At 71.9% G+C, this 26,265-nt stretch carries 17 protein-coding genes; 7 read left to right on the top strand and 10 right to left on the bottom strand.

Annotated features, from left to right (window positions below; translation table 11 throughout):
• Window positions 1-37: 37 nt before the first annotated feature.
• From WMF19_RS47200 to WMF19_RS47175, 6 genes are read right to left on the bottom strand one after another with little or no spacing between them, the layout of a single operon-like run.
• A complete protein-coding gene (locus WMF19_RS47200; RefSeq protein ID WP_272096004.1) occupies window positions 38-523 on the bottom strand; it encodes a DUF4150 domain-containing protein in 486 nt (161 codons plus the stop codon).
• A gap of 12 nt (window positions 524-535) precedes the next feature.
• Window positions 536-1,606: a hypothetical protein gene (locus WMF19_RS47195; RefSeq protein ID WP_437896333.1), complete on the bottom strand. Its 1,071-nt coding sequence runs from the start codon at window positions 1,604-1,606 to the stop codon at window positions 536-538.
• Window positions 1,603-2,625, bottom strand: a complete 1,023-nt coding sequence (locus WMF19_RS47190) for a DUF2169 family type VI secretion system accessory protein (RefSeq protein ID WP_437896332.1) — start codon at window positions 2,623-2,625, stop codon at window positions 1,603-1,605. Before WMF19_RS47190 ends, WMF19_RS47195 begins: the two co-directional genes overlap by 4 nt.
• Window positions 2,626-2,627: 2 nt before the next feature.
• The gene (locus WMF19_RS47185; protein WP_437896331.1) at window positions 2,628-4,808 is read right to left on the bottom strand and encodes a DUF2169 family type VI secretion system accessory protein; all 2,181 of its coding nucleotides are present in this window, start codon (window positions 4,806-4,808) and stop codon (window positions 2,628-2,630) included.
• Window positions 4,805-6,034: a TIGR02270 family protein gene (locus tag WMF19_RS47180; RefSeq protein WP_437896330.1), complete on the bottom strand. Its 1,230-nt coding sequence runs from the start codon at window positions 6,032-6,034 to the stop codon at window positions 4,805-4,807. The genes WMF19_RS47185 and WMF19_RS47180 overlap by 4 nt, the downstream gene beginning before the upstream one ends.
• A gap of 43 nt (window positions 6,035-6,077) precedes the next feature.
• On the bottom strand, window positions 6,078-8,255 hold the full coding sequence (locus WMF19_RS47175; RefSeq protein ID WP_437896329.1) for a type VI secretion system Vgr family protein: 2,178 nt from the start codon (window positions 8,253-8,255) through the stop codon (window positions 6,078-6,080).
• Window positions 8,256-8,498: 243 nt separating this feature from the next.
• Here WMF19_RS47175 and WMF19_RS47170 point away from each other — a divergent pair, with 243 nt between their 5' ends.
• The 7 genes from WMF19_RS47170 to ycaC all read left to right on the top strand — a co-directional run bounded on the left by WMF19_RS47170 (window position 8,499) and on the right by ycaC (window position 17,300).
• Window positions 8,499-9,971, top strand: coding sequence for a hypothetical protein (locus tag WMF19_RS47170; protein ID WP_437896328.1), 1,473 nt, complete (start codon window positions 8,499-8,501; stop codon window positions 9,969-9,971).
• Between the two features lie 284 nt (window positions 9,972-10,255).
• A complete protein-coding gene (locus WMF19_RS47165; protein WP_437896327.1) occupies window positions 10,256-11,227 on the top strand; it encodes a hypothetical protein in 972 nt (323 codons plus the stop codon).
• A 29-nt stretch (window positions 11,228-11,256) separates the two neighbouring features.
• A complete protein-coding gene (locus tag WMF19_RS47160) occupies window positions 11,257-12,204 on the top strand; it encodes a glycosyltransferase family protein (protein ID WP_437896326.1) in 948 nt (315 codons plus the stop codon).
• A 187-nt stretch (window positions 12,205-12,391) separates the two neighbouring features.
• The gene (locus WMF19_RS47155) at window positions 12,392-14,854 is read left to right on the top strand and encodes a glycosyltransferase (RefSeq protein ID WP_437896325.1); all 2,463 of its coding nucleotides are present in this window, start codon (window positions 12,392-12,394) and stop codon (window positions 14,852-14,854) included.
• Window positions 14,855-15,065: 211 nt separating this feature from the next.
• Window positions 15,066-15,986: a LysR family transcriptional regulator gene (locus tag WMF19_RS47150; protein ID WP_437896324.1), complete on the top strand. Its 921-nt coding sequence runs from the start codon at window positions 15,066-15,068 to the stop codon at window positions 15,984-15,986.
• A 98-nt stretch (window positions 15,987-16,084) separates the two neighbouring features.
• Window positions 16,085-16,597 (top strand): pirin family protein, encoded by a 513-nt coding sequence (locus WMF19_RS47145; protein ID WP_437896323.1) that lies wholly within the window; start codon window positions 16,085-16,087, stop codon window positions 16,595-16,597.
• 79 nt (window positions 16,598-16,676) lie between these two features.
• Window positions 16,677-17,300, top strand: a complete 624-nt coding sequence (gene ycaC / locus WMF19_RS47140) for an isochorismate family cysteine hydrolase YcaC (protein ID WP_437296142.1) — start codon at window positions 16,677-16,679, stop codon at window positions 17,298-17,300.
• 95 nt (window positions 17,301-17,395) lie between these two features.
• Here the strand turns inward: ycaC and WMF19_RS47135 are convergent, their stop codons facing one another.
• From WMF19_RS47135 to WMF19_RS47120, 4 genes are all read right to left on the bottom strand, one after another.
• Window positions 17,396-20,464: a vWA domain-containing protein gene (locus WMF19_RS47135; RefSeq protein WP_437896322.1), complete on the bottom strand. Its 3,069-nt coding sequence runs from the start codon at window positions 20,462-20,464 to the stop codon at window positions 17,396-17,398.
• Window positions 20,465-20,528: 64 nt separating this feature from the next.
• Entirely contained in the window at window positions 20,529-22,124 is a 1,596-nt protein-coding gene (locus tag WMF19_RS47130) for an IPT/TIG domain-containing protein (RefSeq protein ID WP_437896321.1), read from the bottom strand.
• Between the two features lie 33 nt (window positions 22,125-22,157).
• Complete coding sequence (locus tag WMF19_RS47125; protein WP_437896320.1) at window positions 22,158-24,701, bottom strand: hypothetical protein; 2,544 nt, start codon at window positions 24,699-24,701, stop codon at window positions 22,158-22,160.
• The gene (locus WMF19_RS47120) at window positions 24,694-26,259 is read right to left on the bottom strand and encodes a baseplate J/gp47 family protein (RefSeq protein WP_272095984.1); all 1,566 of its coding nucleotides are present in this window, start codon (window positions 26,257-26,259) and stop codon (window positions 24,694-24,696) included. Before WMF19_RS47120 ends, WMF19_RS47125 begins: the two co-directional genes overlap by 8 nt.
• Between the last annotated feature and the right edge of the window lie 6 nt (window positions 26,260-26,265).

The following is a 26,265-nucleotide window of genomic DNA, read 5'->3' as shown; positions in this document are numbered from 1 at the left end:
CGCGGCGCGGGTCGAGGCTCGCTCCGCGGCGACCCCTTCAGAACACCTCGATCTTGTCGACGCCCCAGTCCTTGGGGTTCTCGGGCGCGGGCGGGGGCTCCTCCATGACGATGACGATGAGCGGCGGCTGGATGACCGGCGTGGGCGGGGTGTTCTTGCTGTTGTGGAGCATGAGATCGAGCGCGCGGGCGCAGCCTTTCCCCTCGACCTTGACGTCGAACGAGTAGCTGATGAACTCGGCCTTGTTCATGTTCACGCCGGAGGCGACGCCCCCGTTCGTGCCCGCCTCGTCGCCGCTGCTGCGCGAGAAGTTGCTGTCCTGATGGCAGAGCGGGTTGCCGTCGGCCTTGACGTTCTTCGCGGTGCTCGCGGCGTCGGACGACATGGCGATGTTGGGATAGGGCACGGGGACCGGCGGGGCGGGCGGCGCGGGGGTGAGGCACACGTCCGGGAAGGCGATGGTCATTCCATTGCTCGCGGCGTGGACGACCGTGCGTGAGTTGACTCCTACGGTGACAGGCATATCGCTCCTCCTTCACGCCCTCTTCGCTGCAGCCGAGACGAGGCACACGGCGGCGCGCGTCCCGTCGCCGGAGCCCGCGAAGAGCGCGGCGCGCCCCGCGGGGGACGCGCGCGCCGCACCTCGCTCGAACGATCGCACGCACGCGGCCGCGAGGCACCCGCCGGTCGCGGCGCCGACGTCGCCGTAGCCGTCGGCGGGGTGCCACAGCGCCCGCACGCCCCCGAGGAGCGCCGGCGCGCGGACGCGCGCGAGCCCCCACTCCTTGGCCCTGTAGCTCTCGCCGTTGAGATCGCAGAGGACCCACGCGGGCGGGCCGCCCGCGGCGCACGCGGCGGCGAGCGCCGCGGCGAGCGCCGCGCCCGAGGGGGGATCGCCGCTCTCGATGGTCTGGGGCTCCTGGCCGACGCCCGAGCCCTCGATCTCGGCCAGGATGGGGGCGCCGCGCGCCTCGGCGCGGCGGCGGTGCTCGACGAGCAGCGCCGCCGCGGCCTCGCCCGGGATGAACCCGTCGAGGTTGCGGCGGCTCTTGAGGCGGCGCGCATGGTCGAGCGCCTCGAGCAGCCCCACGTCGACCAGGGCGTCGGCGCCTGCCACGATCCAGGGCGTGCCGGGGTCGGCCTCGACGGCGCGCGCCGCGTGGGCCAGGCCGAGGAGCATGGCGGCGTGCCCGTCGGGGGCGAGGAGGCCGCGGGTCACGGCGTCGATGCCGGCGGCGTCCGCGACCCTCTCCCGGAAGGCGTCGCGCAGCTCGTGGTGGTGCGCGGAGGGGCCGGGCGAGGGGCGCGCGAGGAAGAACGAGGCGTCCTCCAGATCGGCGCGCGCGAGATCGGCGGAGGTCGCGAGGTCCTGGAGCGCCAGCGCGAGCAAGCGGACCGGGAGGTCGAGCGCGCGGGGGAGATCGGTGTACGCCGCGACCACGGAGAAGGGCTCCTCCGGGCGGGGCGGGTCGGCGGGGAGGCAGGGGTAGCTCGGCCACTCGCGGAAGCGCGTGAGGCGGGCGCGGACCGCGGCCGTTGTGGACGCGGCGGTGTCGCCGAGCGCGGTGACCATGCCGGCGGCGGTGATGACGGCTCCGGTGCTCATGCGGGCGCGGGCTCCACCTCGATGCGGCGCACGCGGAAGACATCGCGACCGACGGGCATGGCGCCCCGGTACACGAGCACGGCGCGGAGGTCGTCGGGCTCGAGGACCACTGTGTCGAGGACCAGCGGGAGCGGGCGGCGCTCGGAGTCGATCACGACCACGGCGCGAGGCGTCGCGGGGGGCAGCGAGAAGCGCTGCGGGCCGAGGGGGCTCAGGTGCACGAGCTCGACCGGCTCGCCGCCGCGCAGGTGCGGCGTGGCCACGAGGCGCGGGTGCGCGCCCTGGTGGTAGCGAGGGTCGAAGGCGGCGGGCAGGAACGGCGACGGCGCAGGGGGCGGCGACCCGGCGGGAGGCGGCGGCGACGAGGGGTCGGGCGCCGTGGCGGCGTAGCGCAGGCGCGGCTGCCAGCTGCGCGCGATGAAGCCGAGGCCGACGGGCTCGGGGCGATCGTCCGGGGAGCGGAGCGGCTTCCTGGGATCTTCGAGGTTCGGCATGGCGAGCTGCGCGGGGTCGACGAGCGAGCGGCGCGCCCGGAACCCGCGTCCGACGGGGTTGCGCGGCTCGACCTCGTGGTCGGCGGCGGACTCGGCGGACTCGTCCCGCCCGCCGAACGCGCGCTCGTACACGAGCGGCATCCGCTCGAACGGCGCGGGGGACGCGGGGCGCGCCCAGGTGCGGTCGCCGAAGACGGCGATGGTCGTGCGGATCGGGCCGACGCGCACGGAGACCTGGACCTCGGCGTCGCGGCGGCCGGGCGGGTATGCGTGGCCGAGGACGACGACGTCCGTGCCGACCTTGTGCGGCGCGAGATCGCTCTCGTAGCGGACGCTCGAGAGGCCCGGCTCGCCGTGGAAGGCGTCGGCGTGCTGGAGCGGCACCTGCTCGGCCGCGGGCGCGAGGCGGCCGCCGGCGTGGATGGCGAGCGTCGCCTTGACGAGGACGACGAGCACCTCGGCGCCGGCGGCATCGACGTGGACGATGCGCTCGGCGACGAAGGGGGTTCGGTTGCGGAGGTCCATGTTCAGGTGGGCGTGGGCGCGGCGTCGGGCACCGAGCGGAGGAACGAGGCGCCGAGGCCCTCGGCCGCGACCTTCGCGGGGCGGCGCTTGCGCGGCGGGATGAGCGGCTCCGACGAGGGGCGCGCGTCCGGGGCGAGGCGCTGCCGGCGCGGGCGCGCGGGGCGACGGGCAGGTGCGGCGGCGGCCGCCGCGGGCCACGGCGAGGCGGCGGGCGACGGCGAGGCGGCGGGCGAGGATCCCAGGGCGTACGACGGCGCGATGCGCGGCTGGGAGAGGGCGTACGACGGCGCGGCGGGCGGCGGCGCGGCGACGTGCGCCGAGGCCACGGCTGCGCCCGACACCCACGGCGATTGCGGCTCCGAGGCGGCGTGGGGCGCCGCGCCCGACGCCCACGGCGAGGAGCGCTCCGGCGCGGCCGGCGCTGGCGCTGGAGGGTGCGCGGCCGGCGTCTGGGGAGCAGCAGGAACGGGCGCGGCCGGCGCTGGCGCGAACGGCAGCACGCCGGACGCGCCCGCCGGGGGTACGAACGGCAGCACGCCCGACGCCGACGCCGGCGCTCGGACCGGCGCTGCAGGCGACGCCGCGACGGGGGCGACGAACGGCAGCGCCCACGCCGCCGCGCCATCGCGGGCGCCCGGGGAAGGCGGGGCGGCGGGCGCGAACGGCAGCGCCCCGGAAGCTGCGCCCGCCTGCGCCACGAAGGGCAGGCCGCCGCGCCGCGGCTCCGCAGGCGGTGCCCCTGCCGCGGCGGGCAGCTCCGCCGTGCGAGACCTCTCGGGGCGCGGTCCTCCCACGGAGGCCGCGGGCGGCCGGAACGGTAGGGCGGGGTTCGGCTGCCCCTCGTCCGGATCGACCGGCAGCGTCCTGGCCAGCGGAGGGCGCGGTCCTCCCACGGAGGCCGCGGGCGACCGGAACGGCAACGCGGGGTCTGACTGCCCTTCGTCCGGATCGACCGGCACCGTCCCGGCCAGCGGATGGTCCGCCGCCCCGCGCCCCGCCCGCTGCGGGCTCGCCGCGGCCGACGCCTCCTCCGGATCGAGCGCCACCGTCCCCGCCAGCGGATGCTCCGCCCCGCGCCCCGCCCGCTGCGGGCTCGCCGCAGCCGGCGCCTGCGCCGCTCGCGCCTGCTGCGGCGCCGCCTGCGCCGCTCGCGCCTGCTGCGGCGCCGCCTGCGCCCTCTCCGCGCGGGCCGGCGGCGCTGCCGCGGGGTCCCACGGCACGTCCTCGCCTGGGAGCGCGACCCTGGCCGTGACCCGGACGCCGGCGAGGGCCTCCTCGCCCGGCAGCACCGCGCTCGCGCGCCACACGAGCGAGCAAAGCCAGCGATCGGCGTCGATCACGAGCATGTCGGCGACCAGCGGCAACGCCTGCGGCTGCGCCGCCCCCCCGAACGCGACCCGCGCCTCGGCGACGGGGCCAGGCAACCAGGCCTCGATGCGGTCGAGATCCGGGTGCATCCCCTCGATCAGGATCCACTCGTTCCCCCGGAGATACGGCGTCTGTTGATCGACCGGCGCCGCCTGGAAATACGCCCAGTCGAAGCCATCCGGGATCACGGGCCACGGGGCCTGCACGCCGCGCGGATCGGCGTTGCCCAGCCGGCGCTGCCGCGCGGGCCAGTGCGCCGCGATCGGCCCGAAGCCGGCCGCGCGGGTAGGCTGCCGGGGATCGATGATGTTGGGCGCGCGGCCGGCGCGCGGATCGACGCCGGCCGGGTTGTCGGGGTCGGCCGGCCCGCCGGGGGCGCGCTCGTAGCCGAGCGGCATGGCGAGGAACGGCTGCGGGGCGCCGCGGCCGTTGCCGCCGCGATCGCCGTAGACGTGCAGGGCCTTGTCGAGGAGGACGGCCGCGTCGAGGCCGACGCGCAGGCGGACCGGGACGAGCGGCGCCGGGCTCCGGCCGCGGGCCCAGGCGTGCCCGCCGAGGAGAACGTCCGCGCGCGGAAGGAACGGGGCCATCTCCGCGGCCGCCGAGATGGCGGCGCGCGGATCGGCCGCGGCGCGCCCCGCGCGCACGTCCGCCGCGACGATCGGCGCGGGCGGGAGCGGCGACATGGCGCGCTTGTGCTCGAGCTGGAAGGTCGCCTTGACGACCACCGCGAGCATCACCCGCCCCCGGGAGCGGAAGGGGCGCACCGCGACCGCGGCGTGCCCGAGGGCGCGCGGCGCGGGCGGCGCCGTCACGGCGAGGCCCCGAGCGCGGCCCTCTGCCGCTCGACCCGCGCGGTCACGTCGAACAGCGGGCGGCCCGGCGCGCGCGCCGCCCGCTCGAACGCGGCGCCCGCGCGGCGCCGCTGGCCGCCGAGCCGGAGCACGCGATCGAGCGCCCCCTCGTCCAGCGGGCGGCCCTCCACGTGGCGCACCCCCGACGCGAAGCGCCCGCGGTGCGCCGCCCAGAGCGCCCGCGCGTTCGCCCCGTGCGGCCACGGGAGCTGCGTGTCCGGATCCATCTTCACGCTGGCGTCGCGCGGATCGTCGCTCGGCCCGGCGTCGAAGCCGGGCGCCGGGGCCCCGCGCAGCGCCCCCTCGATCGGCGCGCCGGTGATGCGCGAGAGCGCCTCGCCGGCGAGCCGCGCGAGCGGCGCGACGTCCAGCCGGTCGAGCACCCACGGCAGCAGCGCCGGATCGCCAAGCGCCCCCGCCGCGACGAGGCAGACCCGCCCGAGGCCGGGCGACCGCATCAGCGCCTCGATCCGGCGGCGGGCCTCGCCCGGCGGGCTCACGCGGGCGGCGCAGTCGGCCGCCTCCTCGGCGAACGCGCCGCTCCGCCCGGCGACGCTCCACAGCGCCTCGTCCGCGCCGCGCGCCCCGAGCAGCGCGCCGGCCCACGCCGACCAGAAGCGCTCGGCCTCGTCGTCCGAGCCCCACGCGCCGCGGAGCTCGCCCGCCAGATCGGCGCGGCCCAGCGCGCCGGCCGCGCGGAAGGCCAGCGCGCGGACCGCCGCGTCGCCGTCGCAGATCGCGTAGCCGAGGAGCTGCCCGGGATCGCGGCGGTGCGCGACGCACGCGGCCAGCGCGAGGCGGCGCAGCGCCGGCGGCTGCGCCCCCGACAGCATCGGCGCCACGATCGCGAACGCGTCGGCCGGCGACGCCCACGCGAGGGCGCCCGCGATGCCGGCGGCGGGCTCGTCCGCCTCCTCCGTCGCGTCGAGCACGGCCGCGAAGCCCGGGTAGTCGCGCGCCTCGACCGCGGCGATGGCCGCCGCGAAGAACGCGCCGGGATCCTTCGTGGAGAGGGCGGCCAGCGTGAGCTCCCAGCCGGGCTCCCCCGCGATCCGGAGCCCATCGAGGTGGGCCTCGACGCGCTCCTCGAGCTCCGCGAGATCGGCCAGCGTGTAGTGGTGCGACCTCACGGCCATCTCGCGGAGCTCCCAGAGGAACGACGCCATCTCCGCGTGATCAGCCACCACCTCGTGAACCATCCGCCTCGGCTCCGATCCTGCGCGCCGCCGCTCAGTTGATGTCGACCCCGCTCCCCGAGAGCTTGATGTTCGAGCCCGCCTTGACGCTCACGTCACCGTCGCTCTTCACCTCGACCTTGGCGCCCTCCACCTTGACGGTGCCCGAGCCCTTCACGGTGATGTCCGACCCCTCGACGGTGATCTTGCCGGAGCTGTCGACGATGATCTTGCCGCTCCCGCACTCCAGCGTGAACTTCTCGCCGACCTTGACGGTCTTCTTCCCGCCGACGGACTCGGTCGCGTCCACGTCGATGTTCCGGGTCTCGGTGCCGCCGACCGACAGCGAGTCGTCGCTGCCGACGGTGGTGTTGCGCTTCGAGCCGACCTCCAGCGTCGCGCGATCACCCACCTTGACGGTCTCCTCGCCGCCCACCGAGAGCTCGCGCTTGCCGCCCACCGACTCGATGTCGTCCTTCCCGACATCGGTCTTCCGGCCCTGCCCGATCTTCAGGCTCGCGTTCTCGCCGATGTCCACGCTCTCGCTCTGGACGACGCCGAGCGTGCGGTTCGCGCCGATCTTCTCGTTGTGATCCTGGCCGACCTCCGTGGTCTTGAAGGCGCCGATCGACTCCCACTGGCTGTTGTCGATGCGCTTCTTCCGGTCGTGGCCGACGGTCAGGCGCTCGTCGTGGCCGACGGACTGGGTCTTGTCGTTCTCGACCTCGATGTTCCAGTCCTTCTGCGCGTGCAGGTAGATCTCCTCCGCGCCTTTCCTGTCCTCGAACCTGAGCTCGTTCGAGCCGCCGCCGCCCGGCGAGGTGTCCGACTTGATGGTGCTCTTCGTCTTCTCGGCCGGCAGCGCGTAGGGCGGCACGTTCGCGCCGTGGTAGACGCGCCCGACGATCAGCGGGCGATCCGGGTCGCCCTCGAGGAAGTCGATGACGACCTCGTGGCCGATGCGCGGGATGTACATCGAGCCCCACGCGGCGCCCGCCCAGATCTGGCTCACGCGCATCCAGCACGAGCTGTGCTCGTTGCGGCGCCCCTTCCGGTCCCAGTGGAACTGCACCTTCACACGGCCATAGATGTCCGTGTGGATCTCCTCGCCCGCCGGGCCCACGACGATCGCCGTCTGGATTCCGCGGGGCGTCGGCTTGGGCGTCTGCACGGGCGTGCGGTAGGGCACGTCGTCCGGGATGCACTGGAATCGATTGGAATACCCCACGACGGTATCCTGCGACTCCCCCCCGACGGCCCGCGAGCCGAAATGGTCGACGCGCGTGATCAGGTATCCGCGGTTGAAGCTCTCGCGGCCGTGGTCCTCGAGCGTGAAGGTGGCCCCGGGCATGAACCGGAGCACGCTCCCCTGCCCCTCCGCCGTGCGGCGCACGAGCTGGAGCTGCTCGAGCCGGAGCTTCGCGAGCTGGGCGCCCTCCTCGGGTAGATCGTGCTCGGTGGCATACACGTACACCTCCAGATCGGTGTCGCGGTCGGCCTCCGCCTCCCCCTCCAGGCTCAGGCTGGGCTTCTGGAAGTTGTAATCGCGGACGGTGACCTTGCCGGGCCGGACCTCCTCGGCCATCGAGAAGCGGGAGACGGCCTCCTGCGAGGTGAGCGCCCCGCCGGCGGCCCGGTACGGCACGACGCTCGATCCGTCGATGGGCTCGTGGACGAACGGCGCGTCGCCGAAGACGAGCACGTGGTTGTCGGCCTTGTGCTCGAAGAAGCAGAACATGCCTGTCTCTTCCATCAGGCGGCTGATGAACGCCCAGTCCGTCTCGGCGTACTGCACGCTGTACTCCCGCCGATCGTGGGTCATCGCCGTCGAGATGCGGAAATCGTCGGAGGACAGGCCCGCCGCGCGGAGCACCTTGTCGATGATCTCCGGCGCCGTCGCCTCCTGGAAGATGCGGTAGTCGTGCCGGTGCTGCAGGCGCCACGCCCGCGGGGCGACCGTCGCCAGATAGGTGGTGACCGAGCGCCCTTCCTCGTGCTGCTCGAAGCGCGCGATGATGCCGTGGATGTACCGAGTCGACGCGTCGTTCCGGATCGTGAGCAGGCACGTTTGCCCGACCAGCCCGTCGAACGCGAGCGCGGCGTCCGTCGACGCGAGCGTCACGCGGAAGTGGAACAGCCGCGATATGCCCTCATGACCCTCGATCCGCGCGACGCGCCACGGATCGGTCGCGCCTTCCACAGCGAAATCAAACTCGATCGCACCGTCCGCCATCGGTCGCCTCGCCCTCGCCCGTCCGGGAGCCCGAGCCGTCGAGCCTACCATCGCTCGCCGGCCGGGTGGGCACATTCACGCGCGTCGACGTTGTCGACATGTTGGCGCGCATGCCGTCGACATGCCGGCGCGCATGCCGTCGACATGCCGGCGCGCTGCTTGACGAACGGTTGACGCACGGCGAGGGCGGGCCTAGTCAGATCGGGCGCCGGGGGAACAGCGGACAGCGGATCGCGCGGATTCATGGGCAACGTCTGGCAGGTCGTCGATGCGTACGGAGACGTCGGCTTCGTCCGCGCAGCCGGCGCGGTCCTGCCCCAGGGCGCGGAGCCGATCGAGCCTCATCTGGCCGCCCTCGAGGTGCCCGCGTGGTTCCCTTCGGAGGAGCCGGACCGCGAGCGCGTCGATCTCCTGAGCGAGCTGTGCGCCGCGGGCGCCGGCATCGTGTCGCTCGACGCGGCGCGCGAGCTCGACCTGCTCCGCGAGCGCGTCGCCGAGCTGCTCCGGACGGGGTGCATCCTCGCCTTCCGCGGCCCGCCGCCGCGCGCCCCGGAGGCGCGCAGGCCGCTCGAGGTGCCGCCGCCGGTGCAGCCGTCGCCGAAGGCGCCCGACATCGTCCATGCGCTGGTCGGCGTGATCCAGGTCGACTTCGCGGCGAACCACGCGGTGGAGCGGGACTCTCTCGGGAACTTCGCCTCCCCCGAGTGGCTGAGCACCCGGCAGGCGGCGGATCAATCGCCGGTCTGCTACGTCCGCGGCGCGCGTGTCCCGCTCGCCGTGGTGCTGCGCGTGCTCCGGCCGCCCACCGGGACCGAGTCCGTGCAGCTGCGCGGCCGCGCCATGGCCGGCGGCGCCACGCTCGAGTGGACGTGCACGGTCAGCGTCTCGCCCGGGTCGGTCGACGTCTCCACGCCCACGATGACGAGCAGCGCGCCGCTGCCGGACGTCGTCGCCTGCTACGATCCGCTGACGATCGCGTGGGAGGCGAACGCCGCCGGCACCGGCTGGGTCGGCGCCGGCACGACGACGCACCTCGTGTACGCGGTGCTCGGCGCGCCGGCCGGCACGGTTCACTGGACGCTCGTGGACATCTCGTGCCGCGCGGCCCAGGGAGAGACGACCGAGGGGCGCGTCGTGTCGCAGAGCTTCGCGCCCTTCGCCACGCGGGCGCTCACGCGCAAGCGCGACGGCGTTGGCCTCACGTACTGGAACCCGAACACGACCACCTGCACGAACACCCGCCTGCTCCTCGCGAGCGCCGACGGCAGCGGGCAGTGCGGCTCGTGGGCCGAGTTCTTCATCGACATGCTCAAGGTCCACGGCATCACCAGCGCCGACAAGGTGGTGGTCGTCGTCACGGTGACGGCGTGGACCTCGGGATCTCAAGGGTTCCTCGTGAAGAACTGGCAGTGGAACGCGGCCACGCAGCCCGCCCCGTGGACCCACCGCATGTGGACCGACGTGGTCAACCTGCCGGGGATCCCCGGCCAGCGGAACCCCGAGCCCCCGCCCGCGTTCTTCAACCATTTCATCGTCGTGCACGGCGGGCAGCTCTACGACCCCTCGTATGGCGGCGGGCCGTTCGCCGACGCGGCCACGTGGGAGACCGGCGCGATCGACGGGCTGTTCGCGGCCGCGCTCGCCGGCTACCCGAAATCGTCGAACCCGCAGGCCCTCGTGCAGCTGTGGAACATGCGCACGAACGCCCGCATCTAGAGCACCGACCAGCTTGGAAACCAGGGGAATGAACCGCCGAGGCGCCGAGGATGCCAAGAAGACAATAGAATCTTGGCGTCCTCGGCGCCTTGGCGGCTCAATTTCTTGCTGTTTTCATGCGGCTTCAACCCGTCTGTCGCGCTAGCGCAGCGCGGAGGTCGACCGGCATGCCCTCGCCCCTCTCGACCAACACCCCCTGGAGGCCGCGGCGCGGGCCTCCCGCGCCCGCGCTCCTCGTCTGTCTCGCCGCCGCCGCGTGCCGCCCCGCCCCCGGATCTGCGCCCATGAACGAAACGCCCCCTCCGCCTGTCGCGCTCTCTCCCGCCGCGCTGCCCGACGCCCCGCTCGCGGACACCTTGCGCCTCGTCGCGCTCGACGGGGCGCCCGTGCTGCTCGCGTCGTCGACGCACAGCGCGGCGCCGCCGCACCGCACGGACATCTGGGCCTTGCCGCTCGCGGGCCGCGGTCCGTCGGGCGCCGTCGCCACGATCCCGCAGCTCTTGCCCGCGCTGCCCCGCTGGGACGCCGCAGCGGCGGACGGCGGCGCGCTGTCGTTCGTCGTGGAGGTCGCGGGCGGCGCGGTGAACGCGCTCGTCCGGCTCGACGGCGCCTCCGGTCTCCGCACCTCGCTCACGGCGCACCGGCCGTTCGCGAGCTTCAGCGGGCCTCGGTTCGTGCGCGGCGCGGCCGCCGGCTCGCTCCCCGCGCCCTCCCCCGGCGCCCCGGGCGCCGTGTCCGCCGTCGTCGACAACGCGACGGCGGTCGTGCTGGAGCCCGCGGCGGCCGGCGGTGCCTCGACGGAGCGCCCGCTCGGCGAGTGCATCGACGTCGTGGTCCTCGCCGGGTCGCCGGGCCCCACCGCGGTGTGCAAGCGCGTCGCCCCCGGCGCCTCGCGCGGCGGCGCGCTGCCCGGCACGGTGCGCGTCTCGGCCCGCGATGCGGCGTACGGCCCTGCCGGCGCCGAGGACGCGCCGTTCGGCGACCGCCGCGTCTTCGAGCTCGACGCCGACCGCGCGGGCGGCGGGCTCGTGATCGTCGCGACCTCCGCCGCCCACCTGCTCGTCGCGCACCGGCCGGCCCCGGGCGCCGCGTTCCGCGTGCTCCCCGTGGACGCCGGCGGCGCCGATCCAGCGACCTTCTCCGCGCCGTGCGTGCTGGTCACGGATCGCACCGTGACGCTCGCGGTGCTCTCGAAGGCGCGCACGCCCGACGCGCGCGCGCTCGTGGCCACGTGGCCGCTGGACCCGCCGCCCTGACGGGCGCTGCCGTCGTGGCCCCCTCGCCCATGCGCCGTCGCATCCTGTACATCGGCAATTTCGGCCCGTCGTTCTCGACCGAGAACCACGTCGCAGAGAGCCTGCGAGAGCTCGGCGTCGATGTCGTCCAGGCCCAGGAGAACGCCTTCACCCTGCAGGAGCTCGACGGCATGGCGCGCGACGTCGATCTGCTGCTCTACACCCGCACCTGGGGCCTGCGCGGCGACGCGCTGCGCTGGATCACGCAGCTGCCCATCCCGACGGCCTCGTACCACCTCGACCTGTACGCCGGCCTCTCGCGCGGCCGCGATCTCCGGCTCGACCCGTTCTGGCGCACGCAGCACGTGTTCACGCCCGACGGCGGGAGCGAGGCGTTCTTCCGGGCGCAGGGGATACGCCACCATTACCTGAAGCCCGGCGTGTACGGCGCCGAGTGTTATCTCGCGGACGTCGACCCCGGCGTTGCGGCCGACGTCTGCTTCGTGGGCTCGTACGATTATCACCCGGAGTGGCCTTATCGGAGGCGCCTCGTGGATTTCCTTTCGGAGGCGTACGGCCGCCGCTTCGTGAAGCACGGCTCGCCGGAGAGCTGCGTGCGCGGCGACGCCCTCAACCGCCTGTACGCCTCGGCGAAGGTCGTCGTGGGCGACAGCCTGTGTGTCGGCTTCGATCACCCGCATTACTGGTCCGATCGCATCTACGAGACGCTCGGCCGGGGAGGCTTCATGATCCACCCCTACATCTTCGGCCTGGAGGAGGAGTTCCGGGATCGCGAGCACGTGGTCTTCTATCCGTTCGGCGATTTCGCGGCCTTGCGGCGCCTCATCGACTATTACGTGAAGCACGACGACGAGCGCGAGGCGATCCGGCGCGCCGGTCACGCGCGCGTCAAGGCGAGCTTCACGTATGTGCACCGCATGCGCCAGATGCTCGGCATCCTGGGCGAGCACCACGCGGGGCTGAGGGGCTGGGTGTGACCGTGGCCTGGTGGAGGACGCTCGCGGCGCCGCGGCTGGATCGGGCTGAGATGCGGATCATGACAAATCCCCTCATTTGACAGAGAATTGAACAGGGAGGCGGGGAGACGGGGAGATTGATGGGATTTTATTCCCCTTCTCCCCGCCTCCCCGCCTCCCTGTGAATCTTCCCGAAAAATTCGACGGGATGCTTCCGATGCAGATCCACATCGTCACCAACATCGACAACGGCAAGGGGCTCGAGCGCGACTACCGCCTTCTCGGCAGCCTCCTGGAGAGCTGGGGCCACCGGGTCACCGGCGTTCACTTCCAGCGTTCCGAACGCGTGGGGGGCGCCGATCTCGTCATCTTCCTCGAGGTCTACGAGCCGCGCCTCGCCGAGGGCGCGCCGCGCCGCTGGCTGATCCCGAACGCCGAGTGGTGGCGGCCGGAGATGCGGTCCGCGCTCGACGATTTCGAGCTCGTCCTGTGCAAGACCCGGGACGCGCTGTCGCACTTCGCCCCGCTCACGCCGCGGGCCCGCCACCTCGGCTTCTTCTCGGAGGACCGCTGGGACCCGGCCGTGCCTCGGGCGCGGCGCTTCCTGCACGTCCCTGGCGGCTCCGACGCGAAAGGCACTGACTCCGTGCTTCTGGCCTGGGAGCGCCATCGCATCCCGTATCCGCTGACGGTCGTGTCCTCGCTCGGCTGGCCGCTCAGGCCGCGGAACGTCGAGTTCGCGGGGCGCGTCGACGAGCGGCGGCTTCGGTTCTACCAGAACGCGTCTCGATTCCACCTCTGTCCGTCTCGTTACGAGGGCTGGGGCCACGCGCTCCACGAGGGCCTGTCGGTCGGCGCCGCGGTCCTCGTGCCCGACACCGAGGCGATGAGCGAGATCGACGGCTGCGCGCTGCGCATGCCGGCCGCGCCGCACGGCGCGCAGGGCCTTGTGCGCACGCACGCGGTGGCTCCGGAGGACGTGCGCGATGCGGTCGAGCGCTGCATGGCGTTCACGGAGGCGGATCTCCGGCGCATCCAGGAAGCGGCGCGGGACGCGTACCTGAGCGAGCGCGAGCGGTGCCTCGCCAGCTTGTGGGAGGTGCTCGGCGAGCGCCCGGCGCTGAGGGGCGGCCCTGCGGCGGGAGCGGGCGATAGAGGCGCGTCCGCGGGCGATGCGGCCGTCGGATGCGGCGCCGCGCGCGACGCGGCCGGCTCCGCGCGCGGCGCGGCCGGCTCCGCGCGCGACGCGGCCGGCTCTGCGGCCGGCGCGCCCGGCTCCGCTGCAGAGGCTCACGCGAGGAGCGCCGCTCCCCCGCGCATCGCCCTCGTGATCCCGTGCCAACCCTCGACCGCGCCCCTCCTGCGGCGCGCCGTGGCCGCGCTGCGCGCGCAGACCGCCGCCCCGTCGTCCTTCGAGGTCGTGGTGGTGTGCGACGGCGGCGATCCAGGCGGCGCGATCCGCGCCGCGGCGGAGCCGGGCTCTCACCCCTTCCGGGTCGAGATCGTCGACAGCCCGCGCCCGCGGGGGCAGTTCCCGCACTGCAGCCATGCCAGGAACGCGGGCGTTCGCGCCGCCCGGGCGCCCTTGATCTGGTTCCTGGACGCCGATGTCCTGCTCTCGCCCGAGGCGGTCGAGCACGCGCTCTCGGAGCACGACGCGGCGCTCGCGCGCGGCGTGCCGGCCGTGCTCACGCCGGCGCTGGCCCGCGTCGCCTTGCCGCCGGCCGCGTGGATCGAGCGCTCGGCCGCCTGGGCGGCCTCGGGCGCCGTCGAGGGGCTCGCTCCGCTCCTCTCGGGCACGCCGCTCGACGGCGGCGCGCCCGGCGCCCAGGGGGATCGGCTCCGCCCCGGCACCCCGGGCTCCGAGCCGCTCTCCGATGTGCGCGACGGGCTGCCCATCGTCTGGCGGGGCCTCGTCGATGCGCTCGGCGGCTTCGACGAGTGGTTCATCGGCGGTGGCGCCGAGAAGGGAGCCTTCGTCGATCTGCTGGAGGGCGTGCGGCGCGCGGAACTCATCGACATACGCCTGCTCACGAGCGTGCGCGCCCTGCGCCAGCCGCAAAAGCCCGTATCCGAGGCGTTTCACGTCCACGTCCATCGAGGGCGAGACGAGCGCGACCGCCGCGCCCGGGAGATCGCCCATGGCGCGCGGTGGTGGCGGGCGCGGCTCGCCGCGATCCGGGCGGCGCTGCCCCCGGCCGTCATTGCTGCCGCCCCGGACGCGCCGGCGGCGGAGCGCCTGCCGGACTGCTCGCCCGACGCGGTCGAGGCGCGCGCGCGGCTCGTCCGCGGCGTGAGGGCGGTCGCCGCCCCCGCCTTGCGCGGGCTCTACGGCGGCGTCGTCGTGGTCGGCGAGGCGGCCGAGCTCCTCGCGCGCGACGTGGCGCAGGTGTGCGGCCTCGCGGCCCGCGTGGCGACCGTCGCCGGGCTCTCCGCGCTGCCGGCGAACCGCGCCTGCGGGGTCATCCTCAGCGGTGTCCTCGCCGGCGCGACGGAGGACGAGAGGGCGCGCGTGCTGGACCAGGCCCGCCGCATCGTGAAGGCGACGGGGCCGCTCCTCATCGCCGAGATCGCGGGCGGCTCGGTGGAGCTCGGCGCAGGGGCGGCGGGCCGCGATGCGGCGCTGACGGCCGCCGAGGTGCGGGTGCGCGTCGAGCGCGTCGGTGTGTGAGCCTCCTGGCGCTGCTCTTCCTCGGTTGCAGCTCGAGCGTTGCGGCTCGGGACTCGATCTGACACCGCTGCGTCGCTGGCCGGAGCCCCGGCGCGCTCGAGCGCGTGCGTGGTTGCGCCCGAACCAGCGGGGCGCGACTTTGCGCAGGCGGATCGAAAGAGGTCGCGATCGCTTGGAACAATCCGCGCATTCTGCGTAGATTGTACCACCCATGGACCCTCGCCTACCCAACGTCGCTCTCGACGAAATCGTCCTCTTCACGAGGGTTGTTCAGGGAGGCAGCTTCACGGCGGCGGCGACCGCCGTCGGGATGCCGAAGTCGACCGTGAGCCGGAAGATCTCCGATCTCGAGTCGCGCGTCGGCGCGCGGCTGCTCCAGCGGACCACGCGAACCTTGAGCCTCACGGACGTCGGTCGCGTCTACTACGAGCACTGCGTTCGCATCGTCGCCGCGCTCGAGGAGGCAGAGCTCGCGGTCTCGCAGCTCCAGTCGACGCCCCGGGGGCTCTTGCGGGTGACGGCCCCGCTCGCGTTCTCCGTTCTCGGACCGATCTTCGCCGAATACCTGCGTCTTTTCCCCGATGTCCAGGTCGACCTGGTTTGCACCGATCGCAGGGTCGACGTCGTCGAGGAGCGCTTCGACCTCGCGCTGCGGGCCGGCACCACGCCGGACACGAGCCTCGTCGCCCGGCGTCTCGGAGCCGTGCGGCGCCGTCTGGTCGCTGCGCCCGAGGTCAAAAGGGCGCTTGGCGAGCCGAACGACATTGCCGAGCTCGCGGACCACCCGTGCATCGTGTTCGCACCGGAGGGAAGCTCCTGGGAGCTCAGGTCGGGGCCCAGGATCGCCGAGATCACGGTTCACCCGCGGCTCGTCGTCAACGACTACGAGATGCTTCGCTCGGTCGCTCGCGCGGGTTTCGGCGTAGCGCTCTTGCCGGAGCACCTGTGCGCGGAAGACCTCGCCGCGGGGCGGCTCATGCCGGTGCTCGCGTCCTGGTCGGCGCCCGAAGTGCCCGTGTTCGCGCTCTATCCGAGCACACGGCACCTCTCGCCGAAGGTGGTAGCGTTCCTCGACCTGCTCCGCCAGCGCCTCGTGTTATCCGCCACGCCGAGCGTGGCCGCCAGCATGTGACAGGACTGTTCCAAAAACTGGAACAGTTCTTCCCACTGTTGCATATTGTTCTACGAACTCGGCATCTCTATTCCTCCTCGTGTCAGGAGAACGCAGCCATGACCACCACGAATACGATGCAGACGCGGACCAGCGCCAAGGCGCACAAGATGTCGCCGCCTCGGTATCAAAGCATCACCAGCGATCGGATGGGCATCGTGACTCTCCCCGAGAACGCGGGCTCCGTGCGGGTCATCGCAGGTGAATACCAAGGCGCGAAGGGCCCCGCGCAGACGTTCACGAAGATCGATGTCTTCGACGTCCGCCTGAACGCGCGAGGCAGGGTCGAGTTCACCTTCCCGGCGCGCCATAACCTGGGCCTGCTCGTCATGAAAGGCGACATCGCGATCAACGGAACGCACGCCGCGGCGCACGACCTCGCGGTGTTCGAGAACGCCGGCGAGCGCTTGTTCATCGAAGCCGAATCGGAGGCCCACCTGCTCGTCCTGAGCGGCGAGCCGATCGACGAGCCCATCGTCCAGTACGGCCCGTTCGTCATGAACAGCGCGCAAGAAATCCAGCAGGCGTTCGCCGACTTCGCGAGCGGCAAGTTCGGCCATCTGGACGATTGAACGACTTGCATGCTCGGGCGTCGAGCCACACAGACGCATCACGCACGACGATAGAAGACGATAGAAGAGGAGACAGCCCATGACCAAGCCGTACGTTCGACTCGACAAGAACAACGCCGCCGTGTTGCTGGTCGATCATCAGGCGGGACTTTTGTCGCTCGTGCGCGACATCCAGCCGGACACGTTCAAGAACAACGTGCTCGCGCTCTCCGATCTCGCGAAGTACTTCAAGCTGCCGACGATCCTCACGACCAGCTTCGAGTCCGGCCCCAACGGCCCGCTCATGCCGGAGCTGAAAGAGCAGTTCCCGGACGCGCCGTACATCGCGCGCCCCGGCAACATCAACGCGTGGGACAACGAGGACTTCGTCAAAGCCGTCAAGGCCACGGGCAAACAGCAGCTCATCATCGCGGGCGTCGTGACCGAAGTCTGCGTGGCCTTTCCCGCGCTGTCGGCGATCGAGGAGGGTTTTCAGGTCTTCGTCGTCACGGACGCGTCCGGGACGTTCAACGAGATCACCCGGCACTCCGCCTGGGATCGCATGTCCCAAGCCGGCGCGCAGCTCATGACGTGGTTCGGCGTCGCCTGCGAGCTGCACCGCGATTGGCGCAACGACATCGAGGGATTGGCGACGCTGTTCTCGAACCACATCCCTGACTATCGCAACCTCATCACCAGCTACAACGCGCTGACGAAGAAGTGACGGCGGCGCTCGATCGAGGAAGGCACCGTCCGCGTGACGTGGCGTAGGAGAGAAGAAGTGCGACTCTTAGAAGGGGGAGGGTTGAAGAGTCGGCGTCAGCGGAAGCCGATGCCGCGGAGGCTCACGCCCGGGCTCGCGCTGGGCAATCGATCGCGGCCCCGCGTCTTGCCGCTCGTGTCGACGACGCGGACCGCGCTCACCCCGTTGGGCGCCACCCGGACGAGGCTGAAGGTGCGCGTGACGCCGGGCGAGGCGCCGAGCGGGATCCACTTCTGGCGAAGGGCCTTGAGCACACCGGCCTTGACCGCCGAGAACAGATCGGTCGGCGAGCGTGCCGCCGCGGGCAACACCTCGACACGATAGGATTGCAGGACCTCCTCGGGCTGGACGAACACCGTCACCGCGCGGGCCGGGCCCGCCATCGCTGGCGCCGCGACCGCGATATCGCCGTACGCGCCGAGCGACACGAACACATCCCGCGGCTTCGGCGTGGGATCGCCGAGCACAGCGTCACCGTCGGTGTGGCGATTGGCCCCGGGGGCGGCCTCGGCGCCGAGGCGCAGCTTGCTCACCTGGTCGGCGAAGACCAGGTCGTTGAGGACAAGGAGCTGGAAGCCGTGAAGGAGCGAGACGCCGAGCACCTCGATGTCGACGTGCGGCGGGCTCTTGATCGGGTACTGGATCTGCACGACGTAGCTGCCGTCGATGTCGGGGTGCATCCGGAGCTGGCCCACCTTGCCGCCCCACGCCCTGACGACGATCCGGTCGTCGAACGAGGGATCGATCAGGATCACGTTGCCAAAGCGGTCCTGAGGCCAGAACCGGATATTCACGTTCATATCACCGTCGACGATCGAGTAGTCGAAGTCGATCGGCGACGACGCGCGATCGGGGACGGGGGAGACGCCCACCTCCAAACGCCGCTCGCGGCGGTACGGGTTGCCCGCTGGGTCGTCGCCCCTGGCGATCGCGTACGCGGCGTAGGTGCCTTGGATCTTGGTGTCCGGGATGGTCGCCCTGTACACCTGGTCGGTCGGGTCGTACACCATCGGCACCTTCTGCTTCACCGTGGCGTCGTTGAATACGAGCCCCATTTCCCGGAGCGCCCAGAGCTTCACGAACATCGCCGTGAAGTCCTTCTCCCGCCGCTCCCGGATCTCCGACGCCGCCTTCTTCATCAGGTCGGCCGGAACGTGGTTGCGAGCGATCCAGTTGAGGATCGAGTCGACCGGCGACTCGAGCACCACCACCACCGCCGCGTCGTCGATGGGGAGCCCGTCGATCGCGAGCCTTCCTCGGACGTCGATGGAATCCCCCGTGGCATGCGCGCCGGGCGTCGTCGTGAGCGCGAAGCCGAGCCCCGAGTCGGTGAGGACTTGATACGCATACCGGAAGGGCACCTTGTCGTCGCTCATGCCGCGGCGGACCACGATCCGCCAGGTGCCATGGCGAGGCTTGGCCGGATCTTTGGCGTTGACGAGGGCGTCCTCGTCGAGGAAATACGAGATGTAGAGCTCGCTCCGGACCCTGCGCACGCCGTCCGGCTGCGCCTGAACCGTGATCACCTCACCGAGCGGGGAGATGAGCTCGACCTCGACGCGTTTGTCCGGGCTGAGCCAATGGACGCTGACGGACACCTTCCGGTCGTGCGCTGTCACCTCGAACGGGTGAACCGACTGCGGCTTGGCGTTCGTGAGCTCGCCCTCGGGGTCGATGATGGAGCCGAGCGCCAGGCCCTCTTTGAGCGCGACGTTGAACTGGCCGATGAGCCCGGTGCCGAGGTCGTTCGGCCCCGCGTCGAGGAAGACGGGAGCCGCCGCGGCGCCCTGGCCGGCCTGGGCGATGCGCTGGAGGCGGCCGTGATCGACCTCGCCCTCATCGCCGTACGCCACGGTGATCGCGCGGACCTTCTTCTCGTCCACGTAGTAACTCGCCTGCTCCGACGGGGCATTGCCCTGGTTGTGATACCCGTCGGACATGAGCACCAGCCAGCGGTGGTTGTGAGCGACATCGACCTCGGCGCCGCTGAACAGCCCATGGCTGTTGGGCACGCCGGGAGAGCCGGCGGCCTGGTCGACGCCTTCGCCCATCGGCGTGCCGCCCGAGGGCGTCACCCCGTTGATGGCCGCGATCGCCGAGCTGGGGTTGGCAGGGATCTTGGTCCTGGGGACGAGCACCCCCGGAGGACCGCCGGTGATCTTGGGGAAGAGCACGACCGCGAACTGGCCCTGGGTGCTCGCGAAGTGGGACAACGTATGAAGGAAGTTCCCGGACGCCTGCGCGAGCTGATACCAGCGAGACTGGTCGGGGTTCGTCGCCGTGGTGCCGTTCGGCCTCCAGCTCATGCTGCCCGAGGCGTCGAGCAGCAGGACCACCTCGATGGATCCGGTGCTCGCCGTGAAATCGACCACCGCGTCGTGGCCGGGCGTCGGGTCGTCGTGCCCGAGGGTGAAGGCGCCGGGGTGAGCGCCGGCCTCAGGCGGCGACTTGAACGTGAAGGTGAAGACGCCCGAGGCGCCGGGAGCGATGGGGCTCGTCTTGGTCTTGAGCGTGTAATCCCCCTGCGTCGTCATGACCAGCGTGCTGACCGTGAGCTCCTTCGTCCCCCAGTTGTCGACGGTGGCCGAGACGTCGTACGACTGCCCGGTGAGGAGGTCCTTCATGAGCGCCGTGCCCACGTCCACCGGAGCGTCCGGCGCATGGATCCACGGTTGCTGCGACTCGTTCACGTCATCGGCCACGACCCACGTGTACCTCTGACTGGGCGGCGCGGCGGCCACGGCTCGCGTGAAGGTGAGGTTCCAGGTGGTCCCAGGGAGATCGTTGGTCGCGCCCGAAGGGTAGAAGTCGATCCGAAAGACGTTGGCGACGCCCGTGGACAGGTACTCGACGCTCGCGATCTCGGCCCCTCCCGCGGTGACCACGCTCTGGAGACCACCATCGAGGACGAGCGTCGTGGTCGCTCCCGTCCCCGCGCCGGTGACGACGCTGAGCCCGACCGTGGCCGTCGCGCCCCCGCCGATGACGACGAAGTGAACGAACATGGCAGAGATGCCGCTGTTGGGTGCCACGCCGGCGTTCACGACAGCGCTGAAGCTTTGCGTCACCGTGGCGCCGGCCGCCACGGAGAGCGGCGCCGCGTTCGGATACACTTGATGAGCCATGAGTCCTCCCTTGGATAATCGGCGAGATGAGTATCGTGATCGACGAAGCCCCGACGCCAGGCCGTCAAACGGCCGGCAGGACGGTAAGCACCTCGGTGGAGGTGGCCGACCAGCCGGCGACCGTGACCGTGACCGTGACGCCCGCGCCGGTCGGGAGCCCCACAGGCACCCTGACCGAGATGGTCTGCTGACCGGCCCCGTCGGGCGCGGTGACGGTGATGTCCCCGGGTGCTGCCGAGACCGGCGTGGGTGACGCGTTGAACGTGACCGTGGGTTTGGGCGAGCCCGAACCGAAGTTTTGACCTTTGAGCGTCACGTTGTTGTTGATCCGCTGGCTGGTCGGCGAGATCTGGCTGCCGGCGCCCGTGAAGCCGTTGAAGAACGGCGCGCTCGCAGGCTGCACCTGCACCGTGTCCACCGTGGTGGCGAGCGGCACCGGCGATCCGTCGGCGAGGACGGCCCCCTCGATCGCGAGCGTGACGTTGATGGCCGTGAGGTTGGGCACGACCGCGTCGGGGATCCTGACCTGGATCTGGCTGTTGTTCTGGCCAAGGATGTCGGTCGGCTGCGCGACCACCGGCGCCGCCGCGTTGAACGTGATCTTGTTGACGAGCGAGAGGTTGAGTCCGTTGATGGTGATGGCGTTCCCGACGCGCTGCTGCTTGGGCGTGATCTGGGTCCCGGCCGCCGCGAAGGAGGGTGCGCTCAACGCGAGCACCGTGATGCTCTGCAGCGCGGTGGCCTCGCCGACGTCGTTGCGCACCTTGAGGGGCCACGTGCCAGGGCGGGTGCCGAGCGGCGGCCTCACGACGAGGCTCGTGTCCGTCGAGGCCGCTAGATCGACGATGGCCTGGGTGTCCCCCAGCAGCACCTGCGGGGTGCCCACCTGGAAGTTGCGCCCGGTGATGGTGATCGGGCTCGTCTGCGCGGGCCTCACGGTCTGCGGAGTGAAGCTGGTGATGACGGGCCCGAGGAGGCGCTCCAGCGTCTGGATGCGCTGCTCGAGCAGCGCGAACGACATGTTCTTTCGCCGGAGGTCCTTGAGCATGGCCGCCGTGATGGCGGCCCCGCCCGCGGGCCGCGCGAGGAGCGCGAGCGGTGTATAGGTGTGCCCGAACGGCGCCGCGGGTAGCGCGCCCGGCGGGCTGGTGGTCACGTCCACCCCCTCGGCCACGCGCACGACCCAGTTGGGCTTGCGCCGGACCGAGGTCCGCATCCCCACGTCGTCCGGGTTGTCGAGCTTGATCACCGGATCGGCCCCCACCTCGTCCGTGAACGTGTCCAGATAGATGGTGTCCGTCCTGGGCCCCGAGGTGCTCAGCGCGGGCACGCCGCCGGGCTGGGCCTTGTAGCGGATCGAGGCGCTGATGGACATCTCCATGCCGCCCGCCAGGAACACGCCCGCTCCCCCTGCGCTGATCATGAAGTCGTCCGCCGCCGCGGGGCTCACCGGGGCGATGTTGAACGTCGTCGCCGCGTCCGGCACGCCGTCGCCGATGTACCGGCCGACGACGCTCCGGAGGCGCGCCATGATGAGGTCGCCGAGGAGGTTCAGGTCGCGATCGAGGACGGGCACGCCCTGCTCGACGTGGAGGCCGACATACCCGTTGTCGATGTTGTCCTTGAGCACGTCGAGCGGCGATTTGGAGAAGTTACCCATGGCTTGATTCCTCGTTTTCGACGACAGTCCTGCTCAACCGTCCGATTGCACGGCCTCGATCGATCCGTCGGTGCGCTCCAGGATCCACACGAGCCTCATCTGGAGCGGTCGGAACGGCGCGACGAACGCCCCTGCGCGCGTGACGGCCTGGCGCTGCTCGACGTCGGGCACGCCCGACGCGCGAAGGTAGATCCCGACCGCGTCGCGCGCATAAAAGCTCTCCTTGGCGCGCCGCGTGTCGTAGGTGTAGTGCATCCGATCGGCGTGGCGGTGCATGGTCTTGAGGGCGAGCTTTCCCGCGGGAGACGCCGTATCGACGGTGCGCGACTGGAAGCGCTCCCCGCCCTCCCGCGACGAGAAGAAGAGCGACAGCGCCGCGCCGTCCAGGACCGGCGCGGGGTCCCTGTCGTTGGAGGGGCGGCCGATCGCCAGGAACGACGTCCCCCACACCGTGCCGCCCGCCTGCACCCTGGCCCAGATACGGAACCTGCCACCCTGGTTCGAGCACCAGAGGAGCCACACGTTGCCGTTCCACACCACGGCGGCCGGCGCCTCGTTGCGGACGCCGGGCGCGGCCGAGACGACCTCCTCGGGCGCGCTGAAGCCCGCGCCGGTCCGCTTCGTCTGCAGGATCACGCTGCGATCGCCCCTGTCCGCGCTCCAGAACAGGCGCAGGACCCCGCCCGGATCGATCACGGCCGCGGGCATCTGATCCCGCGCGTCACCGGACGTGACGCGAACCGGCTTGTCCCACGTCACCCCGTCCGCCGTGCTGATGGCCCAGATATCCGTGGGGCCGCGTCGGCGGGACTCCCAGAACACCCAGATACGACCGCTCGTGTCGCGCGCCGCGGCGGGCCGCGCGTCCGGCGCGGCGTGGCTCGTGAGGCGCACGGGCGCGCTCCGCGTCGCCAGATCGCCGGTGAACGTACGCGCCCACAGATCGGTTGTCTTGCCGCGGTTCGAGGACCAGAAGAGCCACATCCTGGATCCGTCGAAGAGCGCGGCCGGGCCCTCGTCGACGAAGCCCGGGTCATCGGGCAGATCGCCGAGCACGTCGATCGGCGCGGGATCGAGGCCCTTGAGCCGCTGGGCCCAGACACGGCGGCGCCCCGGCCGGCCTGCGAGGGCGCGGTGAGCGTGCCAGAAGAGCCACACCGAGCCTCCCGGGCCGATCGCGGCCGAGGGCTCGCCGTCGAACGCGTCCGGCCGGGCCTGGGTGATCGCGGGCTCGTTCGATGGTGGGTACAGGTTGGCCTGAGGGCCCGGCGCCCCGAAGCCCGGTCCCGTGTTGACGGCTTGATACACCTGCACATGGCGCGAGGCCTCGGGCGCGTTGGTCATGAACACGTTGTTCACGAACTCTTTGACATCGCAGTCGTACCCCGTGACCCTGCTCACCAGCGACGTGAGGTTGGGGATCGTCCCGACCGTGCCGAAGATCTCGGGCGCGGCGAGGATGTCCGTGCGCTGCACCTCTTCGGCCAGCGTCCGATCGGGCTCCCAGCCGATCCACGCGGCCAGGCGAGGCAGGTGCGCCGCGTCCACCGTGATGACGTCGTGGAGCGAGAGGAGCCCCTCGGCCGTGCTCCGCGCGAGATCGACGCCGTCCCCGAAGATCCGGAGGAAGCGGCGGAGCTGCCCCGCGCCTGCCTGGGCGGCCTCGCGCTCGTCGAAGAAGCGGTGCGCCTCGGGGAGCAGGCGATACAGGAGATCACCGCCTCCGTAGCTCGCCGTGGCCGTCGCCGCGGCCGTCGCAAACGGCTTCGCGGCGAAGGCCCCGGACGTCGCGGCGAACGCGGCGTAATAATAGGTCGTCCCCGGCTCCAGCCCTCGCGCGGCGCTCGAGGGGAAGCGCGTCGGGCCAGGGTCGAGCGCGCCGCGCGGGGCCTTGGACGAGCGCTCCTCGTCGGCGATTCGAAGGGTTCGCGTCCACTCGCCGGTGTCGGGGTTGAACGAAGCTCGGTAGTCGGTGACGCGGATGTCCTCGCCGTCCGCGCGGGTGGAGAAGCGGACGCGCGCTCCCCCCTCCTCCAGGACGGTGGAGACGATCTCTTGATCTTCCCGACGGTCATAGTCCACAGCGAGCGTCACGGCGCCCGCCGACCAGACGACCTGACCGCTCGAGACCGTGAAGGTGCCCGCCGAGGTCTCGGGCGCGGCGCCGATGCGCTGAAAGATCTCCGTGGCGCCGCCGGTCGTGACCACCCGGCTCACCTGGTCGATCCGGACGACACGAACTCCGTCGCTCGTGCGATCATAGGCGGTGATCACCACCTGCTCCACGGCGCCGCCCGCGCCCACGTAGGCGGCGAGCTCGGCCTGCACCATGCCGCCCTCCGCGAGCGTGTTGAGCACGAGGTAGCGCTGCCGCCGCACCTCCGGCCAGGGATCACCGGCCTGCGTGAACAGATCGGCGAGGTCGAGCACGACGAGCCCGTCGGTCGCCGACTTGGGGGTCGAGGAGCGGCGCCGCAGCACGCGCGCGTGCGGCACGGACTCGGCCGTTCCTACGAGCGTGAGATCGATGTCGATGCGCTCGCCGCGCGCGTCGGCTCGGGCGTCGAGCTCAGGCATCGAGGCGCCCTCCGGTGACGCTGTTCAACGAGATCCCCTTGACGTCGGGGATCTCGTTGAACGAGAAGCGCAGCGTGCCGTCGGGGGGGATGGCCGGGCTGCCCGCGGGGGCGTCGGCGCGGGCGAAGCGGGTGATGTTGATGGCCCCGACGCCCTCGACGCCCTCGATGGCCTCGTAGATCTTGCTGATGTAGAGGTGGTCCTCGAAGTCGACGTTGGCGAACGACCAGAGCTCGCGCATCACGGCCTCGACGCGCGCCTTGACGAGCGGCTGCGAGAAGCGCGGCTCCACCACCAGATCCCCCTCGATGAGGACGAGCGGGGTCTTCGGATCGACGATCTCGATCTGCGTGGTGATCATCCGTTTGCCATCGAAGTACGCCTCGAGATCGCGCCGGAGCGTCTCGCTCGGGGCGCCGCCGCCCTCGGGCGCCACAACCAGGTTGACCTTGTTCCACGACGGCGCGAACGCGCGCACCTTGGCGACGCCGTAGCTCTTGGCGTGGAGCTCGTAGTCGGCCGCCGTGACGGCCCGCCCGGACGAGCGGAACTGCTGCGGCGCCCGCGCCGCGGCCGCGGCCGCCGCCTCGTGCTCTCCGCCCCCGCTCGCCGCCTTGACGTTCATCACCCGCTTGAGGCCCGGGACGTCGGGCGTGATCACGATCTTGGAGATCGCCCTCGGCGGCACGTTGCCCTTCTCGCCGCCGCCGACCAGGTAGCGCGCGGTGATGTTGTTCCGGCCCCGGCGAGGCGCCTTCCCGTAGGTGTTGTTGCCGAACTCGATCCACGCGTAGTCGTCCTCGTCGCGCCGGACGACATAATGTTTGTCTCTGCCGCTGCTGTGGAGCAGGCTCGGCACGCGCGTCCAGGCCTCGCTCGCGCCCTCGTCGACCGTCACGACGAGCGTCTCGTCGATGAGCGGCTTGAGCGCGAGCCGGAACCTCTGTCCCGCGCTGCCGTCGGACGATCCGAGGATGTCCTTGGGAGGCGGCGGAGGGTCATCGACCTGGACGACGGGCAAGGTCTCGTAGGCCCTGAACACGGTGTTGTCGATCGGCCGGGCGCCGCCCACCACGAAGGGGACGAGCTCCCCGCGCTCGTCCACGCGCATGAGAGGGAGGTCCTCGACCCTGGCGATCGTGACAGCGGGCTTGATGAGCTGGAACTTGACGGCGACGCCGGTGCTCTCCTTGGTCGTCGTGAACTGCGCCCCCGTCGGGATGGTGGCGGAGCCCGTCGCGTTGTTGGCGAAGAGCAGGGTGAGATCGGCCGACGCGGCGGTGGGCGGGCGGAGCTCGTAACCGATGAGGCGGAGCAGGTTGACGACGCTCCTCCGCTCGCGCGCGGTCGCGAGGAAGCTCTCGGCCGCGATGCGATCCTGGTTGTAGAAGAGGGAGTCGCCCATGTGCGCGAAGAGCTCGAGCAGCACGACGCCCATGTCGTTCGGCGAGTGATCGGTCCACTCGGGCAGCCGCTCCGCCGCGAGCTCGAGGAGGGCCGCGCGGAGGGACTCGTAATCCTTGTTGGTGTAGTCGATTCGCCCTTGCTCGTCGCTCATGGGACG

Origin of the sequence: Sorangium sp. So ce124 (assembly GCF_051525235.1) — a bacterium.
GTDB lineage: Bacteria > Myxococcota_A > Polyangia > Polyangiales > Polyangiaceae > Sorangium > Sorangium atrum.
This window is presented reverse-complemented; position numbering and strand designations above follow the sequence as displayed.